7 protein-coding genes are annotated in these 23219 nt (G+C 70.5%); 5 read left to right on the plus strand and 2 right to left on the minus strand.

All coding sequences use genetic code 11. The features are described 5' to 3' along the window. Positions 1 to 2: 2 nt before the first annotated feature. Positions 3 to 992, minus strand: a complete 990-nt coding sequence (locus ACWEPF_RS25520) for an aldo/keto reductase (protein WP_380150514.1) — start codon at positions 990 to 992, stop codon at positions 3 to 5. 80 nt (positions 993 to 1072) lie between these two features. Here ACWEPF_RS25520 and ACWEPF_RS25525 point away from each other — a divergent pair, with 80 nt between their 5' ends. The 4 genes from ACWEPF_RS25525 (at position 1073) to ACWEPF_RS25540 (ending at position 10876) form a co-directional block, all read left to right on the plus strand. After that, a complete protein-coding gene (locus tag ACWEPF_RS25525; protein WP_452174325.1) occupies positions 1073 to 1615 on the plus strand; it encodes a group III truncated hemoglobin in 543 nt (180 codons plus the stop codon). Between the two features lie 36 nt (positions 1616 to 1651). Continuing rightward, the gene (locus ACWEPF_RS25530; protein ID WP_452174326.1) at positions 1652 to 5344 is read left to right on the plus strand and encodes a BTAD domain-containing putative transcriptional regulator; all 3693 of its coding nucleotides are present in this window, start codon (positions 1652 to 1654) and stop codon (positions 5342 to 5344) included. Between the two features lie 242 nt (positions 5345 to 5586). Next, positions 5587 to 9465: a Pls/PosA family non-ribosomal peptide synthetase gene (locus tag ACWEPF_RS25535; RefSeq protein WP_452174327.1), complete on the plus strand. Its 3879-nt coding sequence runs from the start codon at positions 5587 to 5589 to the stop codon at positions 9463 to 9465. A 31-nt stretch (positions 9466 to 9496) separates the two neighbouring features. Continuing rightward, positions 9497 to 10876, plus strand: coding sequence for a M1 family metallopeptidase (locus ACWEPF_RS25540; RefSeq protein WP_452174328.1), 1380 nt, complete (start codon positions 9497 to 9499; stop codon positions 10874 to 10876). Between the two features lie 110 nt (positions 10877 to 10986). On the opposite strand, the gene ACWEPF_RS25545 is transcribed toward ACWEPF_RS25540, so the two are convergent. Continuing rightward, entirely contained in the window at positions 10987 to 15150 is a 4164-nt protein-coding gene (locus tag ACWEPF_RS25545) for a LamG-like jellyroll fold domain-containing protein (RefSeq protein WP_452174329.1), read from the minus strand. Between the two features lie 533 nt (positions 15151 to 15683). Here ACWEPF_RS25545 and ACWEPF_RS25550 point away from each other — a divergent pair. Then, entirely contained in the window at positions 15684 to 23204 is a 7521-nt protein-coding gene (locus ACWEPF_RS25550; RefSeq protein WP_452174330.1) for a ricin-type beta-trefoil lectin domain protein, read from the plus strand. Positions 23205 to 23219 lie beyond the last annotated feature (15 nt).

The raw sequence follows: 23219 nt of genomic DNA on the forward strand, positions 1-23219 counted from the left end.
GCTCAGCGGGTCAGCGCGTCGATCTCCGCCAGCTCCTCGGCGGTGAGCGGCCCGGCCGCCAACGCGTCCAGGTTCTGGTCGAGTTGGGCCACGCTGCTGGCCCCGATGATCACCGAGCAGACCCGCTCGTCCCGCAGCACCCAGCTCAGCGCCAGCTGGGCCAGCGACTGCCCGCGCCGCTCGGCCACCTTGGCCAGCGCGCGCAGCTGCTCCAGCTTCGCCCCGGTCAGCGCTTCCTCCTTGAGGAAGTGCCCGACCGACATCCGCGAGCCCACCGGCACCTCGCCGGACAGGTAGCGGTCCGTCAGCAGGCCCTGGGCCAGCGGGGAGTAGGCGATCAGGCTGGTCTGCGTCTCGCCGACGGCCTCCAGCACACCGTCCTCCACGCCCCGGTCCAGGATCGAGTACCGGGCCTGGTTCAGCAGCACCGGAGTGCCCAGCTCGCGCAGGATCGCCACCGCCTCCCGGTGCTGCTCCGCCGGGTAGTTGGAGATCGCCGCGTACAGCGCCCGGCCGGAGCGCACCGCCGTGTCCAGCGCCCCCATGGTCTCCTCCAGCGGAGTCGTGGGGTCGTAGCGGTGCGAGTAGAAGACGTCCACGTAGTCCAGGCCCATCCGGCCCAGCGACTGGTCCAGGCTGGCCAGCAGGTACTTCCGGCTGCCGCCGTCCCCGTACGGGCCGGGCCACATGTCGTACCCGGCCTTGGAGGCGATGAACAGCTCGTCCCGGTACGGGCGGAAGTCCTGCGCGTACAGCGTCCCGAAGTTCTTCTCGGCGCTGCCGTACGGCGGGCCGTAGTTGTTCGCCAGGTCGAAGTGGGTGACGCCCCGGTCGAAGGCGCGGCGCAGCACCGCGCGCTGCACCTCCAGCGGCTGGGTGTCGCCGAAGTTGTGCCAGAGGCCGAGCGACACGGCGGGGAGCAGCACCCCGCTCCGTCCGGCCCGGCGGTAGGTCATCGAGGAGTAGCGGTCAGCGGCGGGGAGGTAGGTCATGCCTGCATCCTGCCAGCTCAGGTCGGTGGGCGGGACCTATTACCCTGCCGCGTTCCGCGGCCCCGGCATAGCCTTGCGGCGTGGACCGCACCGACATCCGGGACCGCGCCGATCTGGAGCTGCTGCTCCGCCGCTTCTACGGCGCGGCCTTCGCCGACCCGCTGATCGGCCCGTACTTCACCGCGCTGGCCGGAACCCGGCTGGAGCGGCACCTCCCGCACATCGCCGACTTCTGGGAGCGGGCCCTGCTGCGGTCCGCCGAGTACCGCCGCGACGTCTTCGAACCGCACGCCGTCCTGCACGCCGAACAGCCCCTGACCGGCGAACACTTCGGCCGCTGGGTCCAGCTCTGGCAGGCCACCGTCGACGGCCTGTACACCGGCCCGCGCGCGGAGCGGGCCAAGGCCCAGGGCCAGCGGATCGCGGTCGCCCTGCTCAGACGTCTCTCCGGCGAGGACCCCGCCACGGGCGGGTCGGGCGGCTTCGTCCCGCTCAGCGCGGTGCTGCTGCGCAGCGGGGCGGGATCGACCGGCTCCGCATCGGTGCCGACCGACTCCGCACCGGTCCGGCACGAACGGTCGGGACCGTTCGCCGACGAGGCGTCGGCGGGCCTCCGGGGCTGATCGGGACCCTACGTCAGGGCGGGTTAAGCTCGGGCGATGGAGCGGAACGCGGGGGCGGTGCGGGTCCGGGTGCTGGGGGCGCTCGGGGTCGAGGTGGACGGGCTGCCGGTCCGGCTGGGCGGGCCGCACCAGCGCGCGGTGCTGGGTCAACTGCTGGTCGCCGACGGTGCGGTGGTGCCCGCCGACCGGCTGGTGGAGGGGCTGTGGCAGGGGCGTCCGCCGGCCAAGGCGAGTGCCTCGCTGCAGGCGTACGTCTCCAATCTGCGGCGGCTGCTGGAGCCCGCGCGCGGTCCGCGCGAGGCGGCTCGGCTGCTGGTCAGCGAGGGGCAGGGGTACGCGCTGCGGCTGCCGCGCAGCAGCGGGGCGCTGGACGCCCGGGACTTCGAACGCCTGCTGGTCCGGGCCCGTGAGCTGCGTCGTCCGGGCCCGGCCCGGGAGGGGCTGGAGCTGTGGGGCGGGGAGGCGTACGGGGAGTTCGCGGACCGGCCGTGGGCAGTCCGGGAGGTGGCGCGGCTCGGTGAACTGCGGTTGGCCGCGCGGGAGTTGCTGATCGAGCTGGAGTTGGAGCAGGGGGAGTCGGCGGTGGCCGTGCCGCAGGCGCTGGCGCTGACCGAGGAGCACCCGTACCGGGAGGAGGGCTGGCGGCTGCTGGCCCTCGCGCTCTGGGCCGGGCACCGGCAGGCGGAGGCGCTGGACGCCCTGCGGCGCGCCCGCACCCTGCTCGGCGAGGAGCTCGGCCTGGACCCGAGCCCGGCCCTGGCCGCGCTGGAGTCGGCCGTCCTGCACCAGCACACCGAGCTGCTGCCGCCGCGGGCCAGGGGGCAGGTGCGGCTCAATGACCTGATGGCGGAGGGTGGTTCGGGCGACGGAGGCCGGGCGGCGGGATCGACCGAGGGCGAACGGCCCGGCGGGACGGCGGCCGGTGGCGTACCGCAGCCGCGCACCGTCGCTCCGGCCGTCGGCGGCGAGGCGGCCGCCGGGTCCGGGGACGGGCCCCGACCGGCGTCCGGTGCGACGGAGGGTGTCGGCCTCGCGCACCGCTCCGCCGGAGGAGTTGACCGCGAGCGGGCCGCCGCGTCCGGGGCCGGGCTCCGTTCGGCGTCCGGTGCGGCCGAGGGCCTCGCCCATCGCCCGGCCCAGGGCGGCCTCGTCGCCCTCGACCCCCGCGAGGTGTTCGTCGGGCGGGAGGACGAGCTGCGCGCGGTCCGGGAGGTGGCGGTCCAGGTGGCCGGCGGGGGGAGCGGGGTGGTGCTGGTCAGTGGGGAGGCCGGGGCCGGGAAGAGCACCCTGCTGCACCGCCTTCGGGTCGAACTGGCCGGCGGGGGTTGGCTGGTGGCGGCCGGGCGCTGTCCGGAGACGGAGGGGGCGCCGGCGGCCTGGGCCTGGACGGAGGCGCTGCGGGCGCTGGCGGCCGCCAGCGCCCCGGACCCGGCGTTCGCCGGTCTGCTGGCGCCGCTGCTGGAGACCGAGGGGCCGTCAGCCGTACCGGGCCCGGAGGACGCCCTCGCCGGGCGGTTCCGGCTGCACCGCGCGGTGGCCGACTGGCTGCGGACCGTCGCCACCGCCCGCCCGGTGGTGCTGGTGCTGGACGACCTGCACGCCGCCGACCGGGAGACCAGGGCACTGCTCGGCGAGCTGGCCACCGGCCAGTCCGTGCCCGGACTGCTGCTCGTGCTGGCACACCGCCCGGGCGAGGGTGAACTCACCGAGACGCTGGGCCAGTTGGCCCGCCTCTCGCCGCGCCGCCTGCCGCTGCGCGGGCTGGCCCCGGCCGAGGCCGGGCGGCTGGTGGAGGCGGTCTGTGCGGCACCGGTCCAGCCCGAAACGGTGGCGGCGCTGGCCGAACGCACCGGCGGCAACCCGTTCTACCTCCGGGAGAGCGCCCGGCTGCTGGCCGCCGAGGGCGCGCTGGTGGCGGTCACTGAGGTGCCGCAGGGCGTCGGCGACGTGCTGCGCCGCCGCTTCGACCGGCTGCCGCCGGAGACCCTGGAGGTGCTCCGGCTCGCGGCGGTGGTGGGCCGGGAGGCGGAGGTGGACGTCCTGCTGGCGGCCGTCGCCCAGCACGAGCCGCAGACCGTACGTCAGCACGCGGTGAGCGACATCCCGCAGTACGGGCCACTCACCGCCCCGTACCGGACCCAGGACGACGAGGACGGCCTGCACGCCGCCCTGGAGACTGCCCTGGGCGGAGGCCTGCTGACCGAACCCGCCCCCGGCGTGGTCCGGTTCACCCACGCGCTGGTCCGCGACACGCTCTACGGCGACCTCACCCGTCTGCGCCGCTCCCGCCTGCACGGCCGGGTCGCCGAAGCCCTCCGCACCCGCCGCCCCACCCAGCTCTCCGCCCTCGCCCACCACTTCGCCCACTCGGCTGGCCCCGCCACCGCGCACCTGGCGGTGGAGTACGCCGTCCGCGCCGCCGAGGCGGCCGAGCGCCGCTACGCCCACGAGACCTGCGCCGCCCTGCTCCGCCAGGCCGTCGAGCTGCTCGATCTCGTCCCCGCCGAGCTGGTGGACCATCAGGCCCGCCGGATCGAGCTGCTCGGCGCGCTGCTGCGGGCCCAGGTGCGGGCGGGGGCGATCCGGGCCGCGCTGGCCACCCGGGCCGCCGCCATCCAGCAGGCGCGGGAGAGCGGACGGTTCGAGCTCTCCGTCGCCGCCTGGACGTCCTGGACCGAGCCGACCCCGTGGGTGGCGCACGCCTACGGCACGGTCGACCAGGCCGCCGTCGAGGCGCTGAACGCGCTCCTCGCCCGCCCCGACCTGCCGCCCGCCACCCGCTGCCACCTGCTCGACGCGCTCTCCTACGAGCTCGACTGCTCCGGCAGCCCGGAGGGTTGGGCGGCGGCCGCCGAGGCGGTGGCGATCGCCCGCCGGGAGGGCGATCCGGTGCTGCTGGCGCACGCCCTGGCCGCCCAGGCCCGGGTGCACGACTACGAGCTGCAGATCGAGCTGCGCACCTCGATCGCCGCCGAGCTGTCCGCGCTCGCCACCGAGCACGACCTGCCCGCCTACCGCTGGCTGGCCGAGCACCTGTGGTGCACCGCGGCTGCGGTCCGCAGCGACTTCGCCGGGGTGCGCGAGCACGCGCTGGCCGGGCTGCGGATCGCCGAGGCCTACCACCTGCCCGAGCTGGTGGACGTGGGCCGCTGCCAGCTCGGCATGCTGGCGCTGATCGAGGGCCGGGAGGAGGAGGCGGACGCCCGCTTCCGGGCCGCCATCGCGGGCCTGTACTCCCGGGACTCGATCCACGCGGAGGGCTTCGACGCGCTCTACCGGCTCACTCGGGCCTTCCAACGCGGCATGCTGGTCGAGGAGTTGCCGCTGATCGAGCGCGGCGCCGAGCTCTACGGCCCGCTGGTGGAGGACATCCGGGCACTGGCCCTGCTGCAGGCGGGCCGCCCGGCGGAGGAGGTGCGGGCCACCCGGGTGGAACGGCGGCCGATCCCGCCGGACTACTACCGCTCCTTCTTCCTCACCCTGCGGGCGCTCGCCGTGATGGCCCTGGACGAGCGGGAGGAGGCGGCCGGGGTCTACGCCGACCTGCTGCCGCACCGCGGCATGGTGGCCGGGGCCGCCTCCACCTCCATCGCGCTGCGCCCGGTCTCGCTCACCCTCGCCGAGCTCGCCACCTACCTGGACGAACCGGAACAGGCGGCCGCGCACCGCCGGGAGGCCGAGGAACTGATCGCCCGGCTGCCGCGGCAGGGGGCCTCCCTGGCGCGCTGACCGGCCGCGGCATGAACGGCGGACGAACTCGGCCGGAACTCCCGGACAACCGGATGTGCCGTCCGCCACACGGCCGGGGCACGCCCCCAGGGTCGCTCCGGCGGGGTGCGGAGGGCCGGATCCCGCAGGTGGGAGGCATCGATCGGGTGCGTACTGACGGTGCGTCCGATCGGGGACGCACGGAGCCCGGAGGTGATCCACTCGACGGGCGCCGTCACCATGACGCATTAGCATCGTGTCACATGGCCGTGCTGACACAGGTGACGACACCGCAGGATGAGGGGACCGGGCCCACCGCCCGGTACGTGGCGGGGCCGGTTCCCGAGCCGCGCACCCTGCTCGACGTGCTGGCGGCGACCACCCGCGCGCACCCCAACGAGCCCGCGCTCGACGACGGCGGCGCCGTCCTGACCTACCGCGCGCTGGGCGCCGAGATCGAGTCCGTGCGGCGCCGGCTGGCCGCCGCCGGGATCGGCCGCGGCGACCGGGTCGGCATCCGGGTGCCCTCCGGCAGCAACGACCTCTACGTCTCCATCCTCGGCGTGCTCGCCGCCGGTGCCGCCTACGTCCCGGTGGACGCCGAGGATCCGGACGAGCGGGCCGAGCTGGTCTTCGGCGAGGCGGAGGCGGTCGGCGTGCTCGGCGCGGGCCGCGCGCTGGCCCTGACGGGCCGTCAACCCGGCGGCCGCACCGGCGAGGTGCCCGCCACCGGCGACGACGCCTGGATCATCTTCACCTCCGGCTCCACCGGCAAGCCCAAGGGCGTCGCCGTCACCCACCTCAACGCGGCCGCCTTCGTGGACGCCGAGGCCGCGCTCTTCCTCCAGGAGGAGCCGATCGGCCCCGGCGACCGGGTGATGGCCGGGCTCTCGGTCGCCTTCGACGCCTCCTGCGAGGAGATGTGGCTGGCCTGGCGGCACGGCGCCTGCCTGGTGCCGGTGCCCCGCTCCCAGGTGCGCGGCGGCGCGGACCTCGGCCCCTGGCTGGCCGAGCAGGAGATCACCGTGGTCTCCACCGTCCCGACCCTGGCCGCGCTCTGGCCGGCCGAGGCGCTGAACGAAGTGCGGCTGCTGATCTTCGGCGGTGAGGCCTGCCCGCCCGAGCTGGTGCAGCGCCTGGTCACCGAGGGCCGCGAGGTGTGGAACACCTACGGTCCGACCGAGGCCACCGTGGTGGCCTGCGCCGCGCTGCTGGACGGCGAGGGCCCGGTCAGGATCGGCCTGCCGCTCCAGGGCTGGGACCTGGTGGTGGTCGGCCCCGACGGACAGCCCGTGAAGATGGGCGAGACCGGCGAGCTGGTGATCGGCGGCGTCGGCCTGGCCCGCTACCTGGACCCGGCCAAGGACGCGGAGAAGTACGCCCCCCTCGAATCGCTCGGCTGGGAGCGCGCCTACCGCTCCGGCGACGTGGTGCAGGCCGAGCCCGAGGGCCTGCTCTTCCTCGGGCGCGGCGACGAGCAGATCAAGCTCGGCGGCCGCCGGATCGAGCTCGGCGAGGTGGACGCGGCGCTCCAGGCGCTGCCCGGGGTGGCCGGCGCGGCCGCCGCCGTGCGCACCGCCAAGGGCGGCAACCAGCTGCTGGTCGGCTACCTGGTCACCCAGGAGGGCTTCGACCGGGCGGCCGCCGTGGAGCGCCTGCGGGCCGAACTCCCGGCCGCTCTGGTCCCGTTGCTCGCCCCCGTCGACTCCCTCCCCACCCGGACCTCCGGCAAGGTGGACCGCAACGCGCTGCCCTGGCCGCTGGCCGACCTCGAACCGGCGGGCCCGGTCGAGCAGTTGTACGGCACCGAGGCCTGGCTCGCCGAGCAGTGGGAGGAGATCCTCGGCGTGCCGGTCGGCAGCGCCCGGGAGGACTTCTTCGCCATCGGCGGCGGCAGCCTGGCCGCCGCCCGGCTGACCACCCTGCTGCGCGAGCGCTACCCGTCGGTGGCCGTGGTCGACCTCTACCAGTACCCGACCCTGCGCAAGCTCGCCCGCCACCTGGAGCAGAGCGGCCAGGGCGACGGGAAGCAGCGCGAGATCGCGCCCGTCCCGGCCCGCGCCAAGCTGCTCCAACTCCTGCTGCTGGTGCCGCTGTTCACCCTCACCGGCCTGCGCTGGGCGACCGGCCTGCTGGCGCTGGGCAACGTCCTGGCCTGGTTCGGCGACTACCCGTGGGCGCCCACCGCCTCCTGGTGGCTGATCGGCGCGGCCGCCGTCCTGCTGTTCAGCCCGCCCGGCCGCCTCGCCCTCGCGGCCGGCGGCGCCCGGCTGCTGCTGCGCGGCGTCGGCCCCGGCCGCTACCCGCGCGGCGGCTCGGTGCACCTGCGGCTGTGGACCGCCGAACGCCTCGCCGAGGTCAGCGGCGCCACCTCGCTCTCCGGCTCCTGGCTGGTCCGCTACGGCCGGGCGCTCGGTGCCAAGATCGGCGAGGACGTCGACCTGCACTCGCTGCCGCCCGTCACCGGCCTGCTCAAGCTCGGCCGCGGCGCCGCCGTCGAGGCCGAGGTCGACCTCTCCGGCTACTGGCTGGACGGCGACCGGCTGGAGATCGGCGCCGTCAAGGTCGGCGCGGGCGCCGTGGTCGGCACCCGCTCGACCCTGCTGCCCGGCGCCAAGGTCGGCAAGGGCGCCCAGGTCGCCCCCGGCTCCGGCGTCACCGGCCAGGTCCCCACCGGCCAGCGCTGGGCCGGCGCACCCGCCGTCAAGCTCGGCAAGGCCGAGCGCAACTGGCCCAAGCAGCGCCCGCCGCGCAAGCCGCTCTGGTCCGCCCTGTACGGGATCAGCGGCCTCGGCCTCACCCTGCTCCCCGTCCTCCCGCTGGCCGCCGCGCTGCTGGTGACGGGTCAGTTCGTCCACCCCGGCGACGGCCTCCAGGACGCGCTCACCGGCGCCTTGCTCGCCCTCGTCCCGGCCACCCTGGCCTACGGCATGGTGCACGCCGGGCTGCTGCTGGCCGCCGTCCGCCTGCTCTCGATCGGGCTGGAGCCGGGCGTCCACCCGCTGCACGGCCGGATCGCCTGGCAGGCCTGGACGGTCAGTCAGCTGATGGACCAGGCGCGGGAGATCTTCTTCCCGCTCTACGCCGGGCTGATCACGCCGGTCTGGCTGCGCGCGCTCGGCATGAGCATCGGCGCCCGGGCCGAGGTCTCCACCGTGCTCGCCCTGCCCAGCCTGACCACCGTCGGCGACGGCGCCTTCCTCGCCGACGACACCCTGATCGCCCCGTACGAGCTCGGCGGCGGCTGGCTGAAGATCGGCCAGGCCGAGATCGGCAAGCGCGCCTTCCTCGGCAACTCCGGGATGACCGCCCCCGGCCGCGCGGTCCCCGACCGGGGCCTGGTCGGCGTGCTCTCGGCCACCCCGAAGAAGGCCAAGAAGGGCAGTTCCTACCTGGGCATGCCGCCGGTCAGGCTGCCCCGCTCGGCCGACCAGGCCGACCAGAGCCTCACCTACGACCCGCCGGCCCGGCTGCTCTGGGCCCGCGGTCTGGTCGAGGTCTGCCGCTTCGTCCCCGTGGTCGCCTCCACCGGCCTGCTGGTGCTGGTGCTCGCCGCGCTGGCCGGCCTGGCCGGGGCGCTGCCGCTCTGGGCCGTCGCGCTGCTCTCCGGCCCGGTGCTGATCGGCGCCGGCCTGCTCGCCTGCCTGGTCTCGGCGGCCGCCAAGTGGCTGCTGGTCGGCCGCTTCAAGGCGGTCGAGCACCCGCTCTGGAGCGGCTTCGTCTGGCGCAACGAGCTGGCCGACACCTTCGTCGAGGTGCTCGCCGTGCCCTGGCTGGTCGGCGCCGTCCCCGGCACCCCGGTGCTCAACCTCTGGCTGCGCTCGCTCGGTGCCAAGGTCGGCCGCGGCGTCTGGTGCGAGAGCTACTGGCTGCCCGAGGCGGACCTGGTCACCCTCGGGGACGGGGCCACCATCAACCGCGGCTGCGTCGTGCAGACCCACCTCTTCCACGACCGGATCATGCGCATGGATACTGTGGTCCTCCACGAGGGGGCCACCCTGGGCCCGGGCGGCATCGTGCTGCCCGGCAGCTCGGTGGGCGCGCGCAGCACCCTGGGCCCGGCCTCGCTCGTGATGCGGGCCGAGTCGGTGCCGGCGGACACCCGCTGGCTGGGCAATCCGATCGAGGCCTGGCAGTCCTGACGGTCCGTCTGGAGCAGGAGCGTACGAAGCGTTGAGTCCCAAGCAGGTGCCGTCCCCCGGCGTCGACCCGTACTTCCCTGAGCACGGGGACCCGCGCTACCGGGTGCACCGCTACGAGCTGACGCTCGACTACCGGCCCGGGCCGAACCGCCTCGGCGGCTCGGCCCGGATCCTCGCGGTGGCCGGCGGCTCGGCGCTGGCCGAGTTCGCGCTCGACCTGGCCGACTTCCGGATCGGCCGGGTGCTGGTGGACGGCAAGGCCGCCCGCTACACCCACCGGGGCGGCAAGCTCCGCATCCGCCCGGCCAAGGCGCCGGCGGCCGGAGCCGCGTTCACCGTCGAGGTGCACTACACCGGCAACCCCAAGCCCGTGCGCAGCCCCTGGGGCGGGCTCGGCTGGGAGGAGCTGGAGGAGGGCGCCCTGGTGGCCAGCCAACCCATCGGCGCCTCCTCCTGGTACCCGTGCAACGACCGGCCCGCCGACAAGGCGAGCTACCTGATCTCGATCACCACCGCCTCCCCCTTCACCGTGGTCGCGACGGGCCGGCTGCTGGCCCGCACCAGCCGCTCCTCCTCCACCACCTGGGTCTACGAGCAGGCCGCCCCGACCTCCAGCTACCTGGTCTCGGTCTCGGTCGGCCTCTACGAGACGGTCCGGCTGGTGGAGGGCGGCGACCCGGGCGAGACCCGCCGCGCGGTCCCGCAGACCGCCTACCTGCCGCCGCGGCTGCTGCCCGAGTTCGGCACCGACTTCGGGCGCCAGACCCGGATGATGCACCTCTTCGAGGAGCTCTTCGGCCCCTACCCCTTCGGCGAGTACGCGGTGGTGGTCGCCGACGAGGAACTCGACGTCCCGGTCGAGGCCCAGGGCTTGGCCACCTTCGGCCGCAACCACCTCGGCGGGCAGCGCGGCTCCGAACGCCTGGTCGCCCACGAGCTGGCCCACCAGTGGTTCGGGAACAGCGTCACCATCGCCGACTGGCGCCACATCTGGCTGAACGAGGGCTTCGCCAAGTACGCCGAGTGGCTCTGGGCCGAGCACTCCGGCGGCCGCAGCGCCTCCGCCCACGCCGCCTCCGCCCACGCCCTCCTCGCCGGCCAACCCCAGGACCTCATCCTCGGCGACCCGGGCAAGCGCCTGATGTTCGACGACCGCCTCTACCAACGCGGCGGCCTCGTCCTGCACGCCCTGCGCGCCGCCGTCGGCGACCAGCCCTTCTTCCGCCTCGTCCAGGACTGGGCCGTCCTGAACCGCCACGGCGTCGTCTCCACCCCCGACTTCCTGGCCCACGCCGACCGCTACGCGGCGACCCCCCTCGACACCCTCTTCGACACCTGGCTCCGCCGCCCCGAACTCCCGCCCCTGCCCGCCCTCCCGCCCCCGCGGCCGGCACACCCGCCGCAGGTGTAGCGGACCGACACACCGACGACGTGAGGTCCCGCCCGGCCGCGACGGCCGGGCGGGACCTCCAGGTTTCGGCGGGTGTCCGCCACCCGGATCACCGGGCTTCCGTGCTGTGGTCAGCCGGCGGCGAGAGCGGTGACCTGAGTGGGGGTCAGGGTGTAGGGGTAGGTGCGGACATCGCTGACGGCACCATTGAGCTTGTTGATGATGTCCCTCTTGTTGTTCATGTAGCAGCCGCCGACGGTGAGTGCGCGGGCGGCGTTGGCGGTGTCGCCCGCGCCCCAGGGGTAGGGCTGAGTGGTGGCTCCGGCGAACTGGCCGTTGACGTAGAGCGTCAGGGCATGGGATTCGGCGTCGTAGGTAACGGCGAGGTGGGCCCATTGGCCGTAGGAGACGCTGTTGTCTCCGGAGCGGGTGTTGGGCAAGTCCATCGACAGGTCGTCCTGGGTGGGTGCGAAGACGCCCCAGGACCGGCTGTTGTTGTTGTACTGGAGGTTGATCGGAGGACGGGTGTCGCCGTTCTGGCAGACGACGGTCTGGTCGTTGTCGGTGGAGGAGTCGATCTTCGCCCAGGCGGCGAGGGTGTAGCTGCCGCTGGTGTCGACTCCGGGGCCGTTGGCGGCGACGTCGATGGCGGTGTTGAAGGTGGGGTTGAAGGTGCCGCTGTGCCAGATGGGCTGCTTGGCGGCGTTGTAGAGGACGAGGTTGCGGTCCGGCTGGAGCTCGATGGTGCTGTTGGCGCTGTTCCAGGTGTTGGTGTGCCAGATCGGGGTGCCGTTGGGCTCGCGGATGACGAAGTTGCCGTCGGGCTGCATGACGGCGGTCGCGCCAGGATGACCCCAGGTGCCCGAGGCCCACAGCGGCACAGGTGAGTTGAGGGCGGCGAGGACCAGGTTTCCGTCACTCTGCATGGTCAGGGTGGTGGTGACGGCAGTGATGCGCTGGCCGGACCTGAGGGCCATGCCCTTGGTGAGGACGGTGCGGGTCCAGGTGCTTGTGGTCTTGGTGGAGTACATCGAGCCGTCGTTCTTGAATTCGGCCGCACCGTTGGTGTTGCCCTTGTGGTCTGTGGTCCAGGTGGCGCCGCTGGGGACGTTCATCGGGTTGGGTCCGGTGCTGTCGGTTGCGGTGCCGTTACTGGTGCTGGCTGCTCCGAGCGACCAACTGCTGGGATTGGCGAGCGTATTGAGGACGCTGTCTTGTGTGGAGGTGAAGGTGTAGCCGGGGTTCGCGGTGCCGGCATTGGTGCGCTCACCTGTGCGGATCTGTACCTGGCCCCTGGGGGTGATGCCCCAGAGGGCGGGCTTTCCGGTGCCGGTTAGGTCACCGTCGGAACCGATCCTCGGGAAGTTGTCCGGGGTGAGTCCGGTTGCGATCTGGGTGGTGCTGGCGACCCCGGTGATGAGCGGGTAGCTGGTCTCCTCGCCGTACTCGTCGGTGATCGTGGCAGTGGCGAGGTTGAAGGTGTGGGCGTTCAGTGCGCCGGTGAGGCGGTTGCGTGCCCACAGGCCGGGGTGGCCCTGTCCGGCCCAGTCACCGGGGGAGAGCAGGTCGACGTCCTTCCACCCGGTGGAAGCCAGTCGGATAGGTGCACCCAGGGTGGTGTCGCTGACGGTGGGGTAGTACCAGAGGGCGGCGTCGCCGTTGGGGGCGGGTTCGACGGTGAGCAGTCCGGTGCGGTTCTGGAACTTCTTCGTCGAGGTGTCCAGCGCGGTGGTGGCCGGGTCGCCGAGGGCAGCGATCTGCCGGGTGCCGGCCCAGGTGGTGTTGTAGCCACTGCAGTCGGGGTTCAGGGCCGACACCGTACAGGCGGGCTTTGCCAGTTTCGTCGAGATGTCGAAGACCCCGGGCACTGAGTCCTTGCCGGGGTTGCGGTAGACCCAGAGGTCGGGAGAGCTCGCCTTGTGGACCAGCAGCGCGTCGATGTTGGTGCCGCCGGTAAGGCTTCCTCGGTGAGTCGTCTGGTAGTTGGCCCAGGTGTCACCGTCTGGAGAGATCGTCTTGGCGGCTGCGACGGTCGCGGAGGCCGAGACGGCGAGGGGGTTGACGGGGACGGTGTAGGCGCGGAGGTTGCCGGCCTGGTCGTGGGTGAGGATGTCGGGGACGGTGTCGCCGGTGACGTCACCGAAGGTCGGGGCGGGCCCATTGGGGTTCCACGGGACGTAGAACGCGTACTGGGCGACGGGCGACCGGTTGCCGGCGTTGTCCCGGGCCTCGATGTAGAGGATGTTGGTGCCCCATCGTGTGGGGGTCACGGGGATTTGGTTCCTGGGCATGGCGTCACCGCAGCGCCAGGCCTCGTTGGAGAGTTGGGGGTCGAAGCTCCATCGCAGGCAGACCACGCCCGAGCGGTTGGGGCCGCCGTTGTCGTCGGCGACGTTCACCGGGATGAAGCCGTTCTGGCCCGTGGTCAGCTTGGTGGTCTCGCCGTTGCCGGAGGGCGGGAACTGGGTGTTCAGGTCGCTGACACGGTTGGGGAAGGAGACGGTGGGCGGAGTGAGGTCGACCTTGAAGAAGCAGGTGGGGGTGGGGCCGGCCCAGCCGACACCCTCCAGTCGGTCGGTTGCGAAGATGCTGTAGCCGTAGGCGTGGCCGTCCTTGATGACGCCCGGCTTGACGGTCCAGGATGCGGTCTGCCCGCTGGGCACGAGGCCGGAGTAGCCGCTGTCGACCTCGGGCGTGCCGTTGAGGCTGTAGTCCCAGATGTGGTTCCAGGAGTAGAGCTGGGCCTGCTCCGGGCTGGAGACCCTGGCGGTCAGAGCGACAGCGCCGTTCTGGTCACTGCCGGCCCCCAGCCAACCCCAGGTGCTGGCGTCGCCGTTTCCGCAGGACTGGAGGTTGTCCTGGGACGGGCTGACCGTCTTCGGCGCGGGGCGGACGGCGGGCTCGGTGGGCGGGTTGGGAACGCGGTCGTACTCGACGTACAGGGCAGGCTGGTTGTTGAAGCGCTTGAAGGCGTAGATGTCGCCTTCGTTGCCGTACAGGCCGAGGGTGACGGTGTCCTGGGTGGTGCCGCGCTGCTGGATGAGGCCGGTGATGTCGTAGCTGAACGGGACAACGCCGTTGCAGCCCGCGTTTCCGGAGCCGCCCACGTCCCTGCGCCCCAGGAAGTCGATCTGGCCGGGCTGGCTGTCCCAGTTGGTACCGCTGCTGATCGCGCCGACGTGGTAGAGGTCGAGCGGGTACTTGGTGTTGCAGTCGAAGTTCGCGGAGCGGACCTGCTGGAAGTCGGCACGCGCGTAGTGGATCACCGTGCCGCGCAGCGGGTTGGTATTGAACTGGTAAAAGCTGCGGTAGACCGACTCGGGGGAGCAGTTGTTGCTGCCGACGGGGTAGGTACCGCATTTTCCGGCACCGGAGTTCTTGGAGGTGCTGCCCCAGTTGGAGGCATCAGTCTTGTAGGCGGACTGGACCCAGGTCCAGGCGTTCGCCTGGTTGTTGGCGTCCCAGCGCTTCCACTCGGGGTCGATGAAGTACGGGGCGGTGCCCTTGGACAGCAGCTCCTGACTGGGCGTCAGGGTGAGACCGGAGGCATCGGCGGTGACGGGCATCGTCGCGACGGTGGCGGACTCGGCCGGGCCGTCGGCCGAACTGACCGTTGCCGCCTCTGCGGCAGCACCCCCATCGGCGCTGGCGCCGGGGGCCGCGCGCAGGACCTTGGGAGCGGCGCCCGTCTTGGCGGATCCGGTGCTGGTGGAGCTGTCCCACATCTTGGAGGCCGGGGCGATCCACCGCGGCTTGCCGTCCGCGGCGCTCGCGGTGAGGGCACCGTCCTCGGCTGCGGTGATGGTGATGCCGTCGGTAGTGGTGGTGAAGCGCAGCCTCTGCAAGGCAGGACTGGCCGCTGCGGCCTGGGTCTTGACGACGAAGACGGTGGTTACGCCGCCGAACTTCGTCGCGGTGACCTTCAGGTCGATGTCGGGCACGACGTTCGGGTAGACGAGCCCGTCGCCGTCCGCGTCCGGGGCCGGCGCCGGGAGGGCGAACGGAGCGGTCAGCGCGAGCTTCTTGCCGTCCGGGCTGGTCATCGTCACGGCCGGGCCGCTGCCGCCACCGGAGAGCACCACGTCACCGGCTGCCGCCTTGGGCGCGTACGACCCGTCGGCCTGCCTGGCCAGCGTCGCGTCCAGGGGCACCCAGGAGGCGCCGCGCCTGACCCTCTGCTGGTCCGGGTGCGACGTGGTGGCCAGATGCCCTTCGGGGGTCGCCGACGTCTCACTGAACTCGGTGGTCAGCCCGTCGATCACCACCTTCTGCCGGGAGGCCTTGGCCCTTGCCATGGCCCGGTCCACCTCGGTCTCCGGCCGCTGCTTCGCACGCTGCTCGGCAACAGCCAGAACGCCAGTGCTCGAGAGGGAAGTAGAGGACTCGGCGGCGAGTGCGGTGGGGCTGGCCAGTCCCACCGTGACGACGAGGGCGCATCCCATGATCACGGGGCGGGGTGGGGGTGACTTGCGGCGATGTGTAGTCAATTTCGGGCTCCTGAAGTGCGGATGGCGCATCAAGTGCGTTCGTGCAGAGCTCCCACCTACCCTTCCGAAGACCTCTGACAGTGCACAACTCAAATCGCCTTCGGTGGGCCCGATTTGCCGCTATCGCGGGATTTGCTGGCCGTGTGACGTGAGCCACTCCGTACGTTCCTGCTGTCTGCCTGCCAGAGGGAACGGCGGCTTGCTACCGTGCTGCGTTCGGTCCTTCGGGGCCGATCCACTTTGGGATGCCTGACCGTCAATTGGGGGTTGTGTCCATGTTTTTGACGCGCAGTACTGATCGTCACCGAAGGGTGAGATCACCGCATTTCCGAAAAGTCTCGATGGTTGTGGTGGCCGGGGTGGTGGGCTCTCTGCTGGCGCCGGTCTCCATGGCTGCTGCCGCTGGGCCCGACTTCTCGCGCAAGTGGTCTCCTACCGGGACCGCTCTGCCGCAGACCAAGTCGGTGAAGGGGGCGGAGGTCGCCCCTGTCGCGACGGCCAAGCCGAAGTACGCGGTCCCGCCGACCTGGCAGCCCAACCCGTCGACCGTGCTGAAGGGGGGCAGCGCCGAGGTCCGGCTCGGGGCATCGCCGCCGTCCGGTGAGCAGGCGAAGGCCGGCAAGGAGTCCGTGGCAGGCGCGTTGCCGGTCGCGCTGACTCCGATCGAGGGCTCGTCCGTCGCCGACGAGTCCGTGCGTGTTGCGGCCGCCGATCCGAAGGTCGCTGTTGAAGCCGGGCTTCCCGGGTACGTCTTCTCACTCTCTCGGGAGCGGGCGGGCGTGGCGGGCCCGGTCCGGGTCGCCGTCGACGTCGGCGAGCTGGCCGAGGCCTATGGGGCCGACTGGGCCTCCCGGGTGCACTTGGTGGCCCTGCCCGGTTGTTCCTTGACGGATCCTCAGAAGCCCGAGTGCCGACAGCAGACGCCCATCGCGTCGAAGCGGGACGCGAGTACGGGCAAGGTCACCGCCGAGGTCTCGTTGCCCGGTGCCGAGGTGCGCACGCAGATCCAGTCGTTGGCGGCACCGTCGGCGCCCATCTCGTCCGCGACGGTGCTGGCGGCGGTCGCCACGCCGTCGGGTGGCGCGGGTGACTACACGGCGACGCCGCTGAGCAGCTCACAGGCCTGGACAGCGGGTTCGGCCTCGGGATCGTTCACCTACAGCTACCCGGTCCAGGTGCCGCCGGCGTTGGGTGGTGCGGCTCCTGCTGTGTCGCTGTCGTATGACTCGGCGTCGGTGGACGGCAAGACGTCAGCAACCAACTCGCAGGCTTCGTGGGTGGGCGATGGCTGGGAGTACAGCCCGGGCTTCATCGAGCGCACCTACAAGCCCTGTGCGAAGGCGGGGATCGCGAACTCGGGGGACCAGTGCTGGGCAGGTGCCAACCTGACCATTTCGCTGGCCGGCCACTCGGGTGAGCTGGTGCCGGACGACACCTCCTGCAAGACGGGGGCGGCGGCTGCCATGGAGCAGTCGGACTGCACCTGGCGGCTGAAGGGTGACGACGGGAGCAAGGTCCAGTTCCTGACCGGTGCGAGCAATGGCACCTGGAACGGTTCCTTCATCAAGCTGACCGACACCGGTGGCACCATCTACTACTTCGGTCTGGCGCACTTGCCGGACGCGAACGGCAACCCCTCGGACAAGGGGCCGGACACTGGCTCGGCGTGGACGGTTCCGGTGTTCTCGCCCAACAGCGGCGACCCGTGCTACGACGCGGCCAAGGGCAAGGCCTCGTGGTGCCGGACGGCCTGGCGCTGGAACCTGGACCATGTGGTGGACCCGCACGGGAACCTGACCACCTACACCTACACGCCGGAGACCAATTACTACGGGCTCGGTGGTGGGCAGAACAACGGCAACGGCACCAACACCCCCTACACCCGTGGTGGTGTCCTGAAGGTCATCGGGTACGGGCAGCTGCTCTCGGACCAGATCGCGGCGAGCGGTGGGCACAACCCTGCCGCGAAGGTCGTCTTCGACAGCGGCGAGCGCTGTGTCTCGGCGGGAAGCGCATGTGATGCGGGCAACCGCAACGAGGGGCACGCCACCGACTGGCCGGACGTTCCGCTGGACCAGCAGTGCCAGTCCACCGGCTCCTGTGCCAACTACAGCCCCACCTACTGGACTTCCTGGTGGCTGAACAGCATCACCACCCAGGTCCGGTTCAACGGCTCCTATCAGGACGTCGACCAGTACAAGCTCGACCACCGCTTCGTCAATGTGGTCAACACCACCGAGAGCACCCGGGTCCCGTGGTTCGGTGCCATCACCCGCACCGGCAAGGACCAGCAGGCCACCGGCGCCGACATCCGGCTGCCCAAGGTCGAGTTCACCGAGATGCTGTTGTCCAACCGGGTCGACGGCACCAACCTCGTGCCCTCGCGCCCGATGTACAACCGCCCGCGCATCCAGTTGATCGCCACCGAGACCGGCGGCACCATCGGCGTCGACTACTACCCGGCTGACTGCTCGCGGGTGAACAACCTGATGCCCCGTGCCGCGGACGACAACGACCGTTCCTGCTACAACGTCAAGTGGCGTGTGCCAGGCCCGGATCCGGATCCGACCCCGGTCGACGACTGGTTCCAGCGCTACCCGGTCAAGAGTGTCACTCTGAACGCCAACACCCCCGGCTCGGTCGCGATGACCACCGAATACACGTACGGCACGCCGGCCTGGCACCGCAACGACTCCCTGTTCGTGGAGAACAAGGACCGTACCTGGGACGGCTTCCGGGGCTACTCGAGTGTGACCACGGTGAAGGGCAGCGGGCAGGACGGGGACAAGTCCCGCAGGTCCGTGTTCTACCACCAGGGCATGCACGGTGACATCACCTCCAGTGGTGCCGTCCGCAACGTCCAGATCGCCGGCCCGAACAGTGGCCCCGTCACCGACTACGACTGGCTCTCCGGCCGGGTCCTGGAGGAGGACAGCTACAGCAAGCTCGGCGGGAACGTCACCTCGTACACGGTGAACCGAAGCAGCGGCGAAGTCGCCACCGCGAACCACAAGAGGACCGGCCTGCCGGACCTCGTAGCGCGCTACGGCGAGACGAGCGGCACATCGACCGTCAAGTCCGCCAAGGCGGACGGCTCCTGGCGAACCGCGACGACCACGACCACGACGGACCCGAGCCGGAACAACCGGCTGACGACCTCGCTCTCCACTGCGGACGACCTCCCGGAGATCTGCTCCCGTCCTGGCTACGTTGAGGCTCCGGACCCGCAGGTGACCGCCTTGGTGGCAGAGCAGCTGAGCGTCAGTGGGGCGAACTCGTGCACCGCTGCGCCGAACGAGCAGAACACCGTCTCCTGGGCCCGGACCTACTACGACGGCAAGCCGTTCAAGCAGTCGGGCAAGGCTGCAGAGCAGACCACCCTCGAGACGCTCGACAAGTTCAACGGCAGTTCCGCAGCTTTCTCAGTCCAGGCAGTCCAGAGCTACGATCAGTACGGCCGCATGCTCTCCCTCACAGACCCGAGTGCGACCGACAGCGGCCACACTGGCGGCTCCACGGTCACCACCGCATACACCGCCTCGGGTGTGGGTGAGCTTCCCAGCAGCATGTCGGTGACCACGCCGGCGCCGGTGGGTGCGGCAGACCAAGGCAGCGGTCGAACGACCGTCACCGTCTTCGACACGGCCCGCGGCTTGACCCGGACTGTCACCGATCCGAACAATCGCACCACCAGGGTCACTTACGACCGGGTGGGCCGGACGCTCGGAGTGTGGGGGCCGGGCCGCAGCACCAGCGACACCCCGACGGCGGCCTACTCATACTCCGTTACAGAACCCGTCATCTCGGCGGACGGTCGGACTCGGACGGTGACCCCGCCCAGTATTTCCACCACAAGCGTGATCGGTGTCGGTCCCAACTACCAGACCGTCACCTCGACCCAGATCATGGATGGTCTGGGGCGGGTCATCCAGACGCAGACGCCCCCGGCGGTCTCGGCGTACACCGGCCGTCTGCTGGCCGACACGTTCTACGACTCCTTCGGCCGCGTGGTCCGGGCCAACAACGGCTGGTACAACGACACGGCCGGCCCGAGCACGAAGCTGTACCAGACCACCACACAGGAGGTACCGAACCAGACCTACACCGAGTACGACGGTCAGTCGCGCCCGGTGAAGACCTCGTTCGTGGCCCTTGGAGTGGTGCAGTCCGCCAAGGTGACCAGCTACCCGGGTGTCGACCGAACCGACGTCACCCCGCCTACCGGGACGACCTCGACCAGCACCGTCACGAACGCCCGCGGGCAGACCACGCAGCTGTGGCAGTACAAGACCACCACGGCCACTGGCAATCCGGCGGACGCGGACATCTCCTCGTACACCTATGGCCCGGCAGGCCAGTTGGTGACGCGTAAGGATGTGGTGGGCAACACCTGGACCTACGGCTACGACGTGCAGGGTCGGCAGGTCACCGCAACCGATCCGGATGCGGGCACCACGACCAAGCGGTACGACGGCGCAGGGCAGTTGGTCTCGACCACTGACGCTCGCGGGCAGAGCTTGACGTTTACCTACGACCTGCTCGGCCGCAACACCGCTACCTATGACGGCTTGGCGGTCGACCCGGCGAGGCAGCGTACCGCCCGCACCTACGACAAGGTCCTCAAGGGACAACCCTCTGAGTCCACCCGTTACGTCGGCGGACGCTCCGGAACCGCCTACACCAGCGCGGTCCTTGCCTACGACGGAGCGTCGTACCGTCCTACCAAGAGCACCATCACGATCCCCGGCTCCGACATCGGTTCCCCGAACCCGTACGTCTTCACCTACCAGGCCACCTACGACCAGGTCACAGGTCTGCTGGTGTCCGACAACCGGTCCAAGGTCGGCAACATCGCGAGTGAGACCGTCAATTACCGCTACGAGAAGTATGGGCTCCTCGACGGCTACGGTACCGCCAGCACGGTCTACGACTTGTCGAACGACTACGACGCCTACGGCCGTCCGGTCCGCACCCGTGTGAACCCGTGGGGTACTCAGATCGTCGCGACGAATACCTACGACGAATCCACCGGCCGCTCGCTGGCGCAGTACATCGACAAGCAGACCGCCGCCACCGGCGCGGTCCAGCAGACCACCTTCGCCTACGACGCCTCGGGGCGCATCACCGCAGTACGCACCATCCCCAACAACACCCCGTCCGCCACCGACCTGCAGTGCTTCACCTACGACTACCTCAACCGTCTCGCCACTGTCTGGAGTGACACCGGCGCCCTGGCCATGGCACCGCAGCCGGCCGTCGGCGGCCGCGGCGCCTGCGCCAACGCGACACCTACCAGCGGAGCCGTCGCGCCGGCCAAGACCACGGTCGGCGGTAGCGCCCCCTACTGGCAGGACTACACCTACGACCTCACCGGCAACCGCAAGAGCCTGACGAACCATCACATCGGTGGTGACACCAGCCAGGATGTCGTCACCACTCAGACGTTCCCCGTTGCGGGCAGCCTCAACGACGGCAGTGGATCGGGTGGCCCGCACGCCTTGACCGGGTCAGCGGTGGGTGAGGGCAGCCCTAGTACCACCTACTCCCGCTACGATGCAGCCGGGAACGCCACCAGCCTGCGCTCCTTCGGTGACGGCACCACCACCCTCAACTGGAGTCCCGAGGGCAAGCTCGACACCTACAACCCGCCCGTCCAGATCCAGGGCGTCGCGGGCCTGTGCCTCGACACCCGCGGCGGTACCGATGCCGACGGAACCCTGGAACAGGTCGCCACCTGCCACAGCGGCGGCGGCCAGAAGTTCAACACCAGTGGCAACCTGCTCAAGACCTTCAACAAGTGCGTCACCGCGATGGGCACCACCACCGGCTCACAGGTCCAACTCCAGTGGTGCGACGGCCGCTCGAGCCAGACCTGGACCACCCGCGCGGACGGCACCATCCTCAACGGCGCTGCCAACCTCTGTCTCACCGCACCCGACAACGCCACCAGCGGCACCGCACTCACCGCCGCCACCTGCACCACCGGCCCCGTCGCGGCCGGCCAGAAGTGGAACGTCCCCAACAAGGACACCACCTACGTCCACGACGCCGACGGCAACCTGCTCGTGCGCCGCAACCCCGGCAAGACCACCATCACCCTCGGCCAGGACGAGGTCACCTACGACACCACCACCGTCCCCGCCACCACCACCGGCACCCGCTACTACACGATGCCCGGCGGCCTGACCCTGGTCCGGGAAGGCACCAAGTCCACTTACCAGATCACCGACCACCACAACACCGCCAACCTCTCCTTCGACGCCACCACCCTCGCCGAATCCCGCCGCCCCACCGACCCCTTCGGCCAACCTCGCGGCACCCAGCCCGGCACCTGGGCTGGCACCAAGGGCTTCGTCGGCGGCACCAAGGACGACACCACCAAGCTCACCAACCTCGGTGCCCGCCAGTACCAGACCCTCACCGGCCGATTCCTCAGTCCTGACCCGATCATCGACAACGCGGACCCACAGCAGTGGAACCCATACGCCTACAGCGACAACGACCCCATCAACAAGAGCGACCCCAGCGGCCTGAAGCGGGAAACAGACTCCAGCACTGGCTGTGCGAGAGATGCTTGCGTGCAGTGGGCAGCCGCTGAAGAGCAGAAGGCGACGGAGCAGGCGAAGAGCACCGGAAGGCAGGCGGAGGGATCCGGCTTTCTGAACTATGCGGCCGGATTCGGCAGGAGCATCGTCAAGAATATCAAGGAGCCAATCAAGAGTGCTCGGGATGTTATTCAGGAAGGTGTCTCTTCTGGATTTGATTGCATCACGGGCTCGATGGCCGGATGCAAGAACAACCTTTCCTTGCAGTGGAGTCTGAATCCGAACAATCCGGAGTTCGGCCTGGGCATGGTTATGGGCTTGGTCAATGATGGAAAGGGAATCTACGACGGCTTCAAGAACGGCCAGCCAGGCGAGGCGACTGGAGACTCTGTGTTTCTCGTCGCTTCTTTCCTGCCACCTGTCAGGGCGGCGAGAGCCGCGAGGTTGGCCGAGGCTGCAGGAAAGGTAAAATCTCCGCTAAACTTGTTGGAGAAGTGTCTTCTGCCGCACAGCTTCTTGCCTGGAACCCTTGTGCTCATGGCAGACGGGACCATGAGAGCAATTGAGAAAGTCTCTGTCGGCGACGCGGTGCTTGCAGCCAATCCGCAGACCGGCGAGACAGGCAAGTATCCGGTTGCTGCTACGATCACCACTCCTGATGATCAAGATTTTACCGACTTGTCCCTTGTGCGGACTGGAGGACCTGAGGGCGAGGTTCTTGTTGGCGAGATCACTTCGACTCAGACTCATCGGTTCTGGAACGTTTCATCACAGGAGTGGACGGAGGCTGCAGACCTTCGTGTAGGTGACGAGGTGCTACAGTCCGACGGGCGGCTGCTCGTTGTTAAATCTGTAAAGAGCTATCGGATCCCGCCTAGGGTGGCGCATGATCTGACGATCTCGGCCGTCCATGCGTACTATGTACTGGCAAACAATGCGCCTGTTCTCGTCCATAACGACAATGGGTGGAGGGTGCCTGACGATTACATAGTTGTCCGAGGCGGTAGTAACCCTGACATGAGCGGCCAGTTCTCCACTTCTTTCGGTCGGACGCTGGAGGCAGCTAGTGCAGCAAATGCGTACGGAAAGATCCGGTGGACGACTGCGGGAGAAATTCGGGCTGGCGGTGGAAAGGTAGATTATGCCCCAGAGCCGGTGGGTGGGTCGAAGAATGACCCGCGGATAAACTACAATCACGCGAACGTTGAGCTCGGTGCGGGGGGCGATCCGTTCTCTGATCCAATCGAGAACCCGGTTGCCCCAGGTAGGGCTCGGCAGCTCAATGAGCACCTCGGATCCCCGCGCTGTGGGGGTTAGGACCAAAGACCGCCT

The sequence above is a fragment of the Kitasatospora sp. NPDC004289 genome (assembly GCF_053602875.1).

Excerpts from the sequence above, each read along its gene's own strand:
- ACWEPF_RS25520 (WP_380150514.1), bottom strand. The coding sequence starts at position 992 with ATGACCTACCTCCCCGCCGCTGACCGCTACTCCTCGATGACCTACCGC.
- ACWEPF_RS25530 (WP_452174326.1), top strand. The coding sequence starts at position 1,652 with ATGGAGCGGAACGCGGGGGCGGTGCGGGTCCGGGTGCTGGGGGCGCTC.
- ACWEPF_RS25535 (WP_452174327.1), top strand. The coding sequence starts at position 5,587 with ATGGCCGTGCTGACACAGGTGACGACACCGCAGGATGAGGGGACCGGG.
- ACWEPF_RS25545 (WP_452174329.1), bottom strand. The coding sequence starts at position 15,150 with ATGGCAAGGGCCAAGGCCTCCCGGCAGAAGGTGGTGATCGACGGGCTG.
- ACWEPF_RS25550 (WP_452174330.1), top strand. The coding sequence starts at position 15,684 with ATGGTTGTGGTGGCCGGGGTGGTGGGCTCTCTGCTGGCGCCGGTCTCC.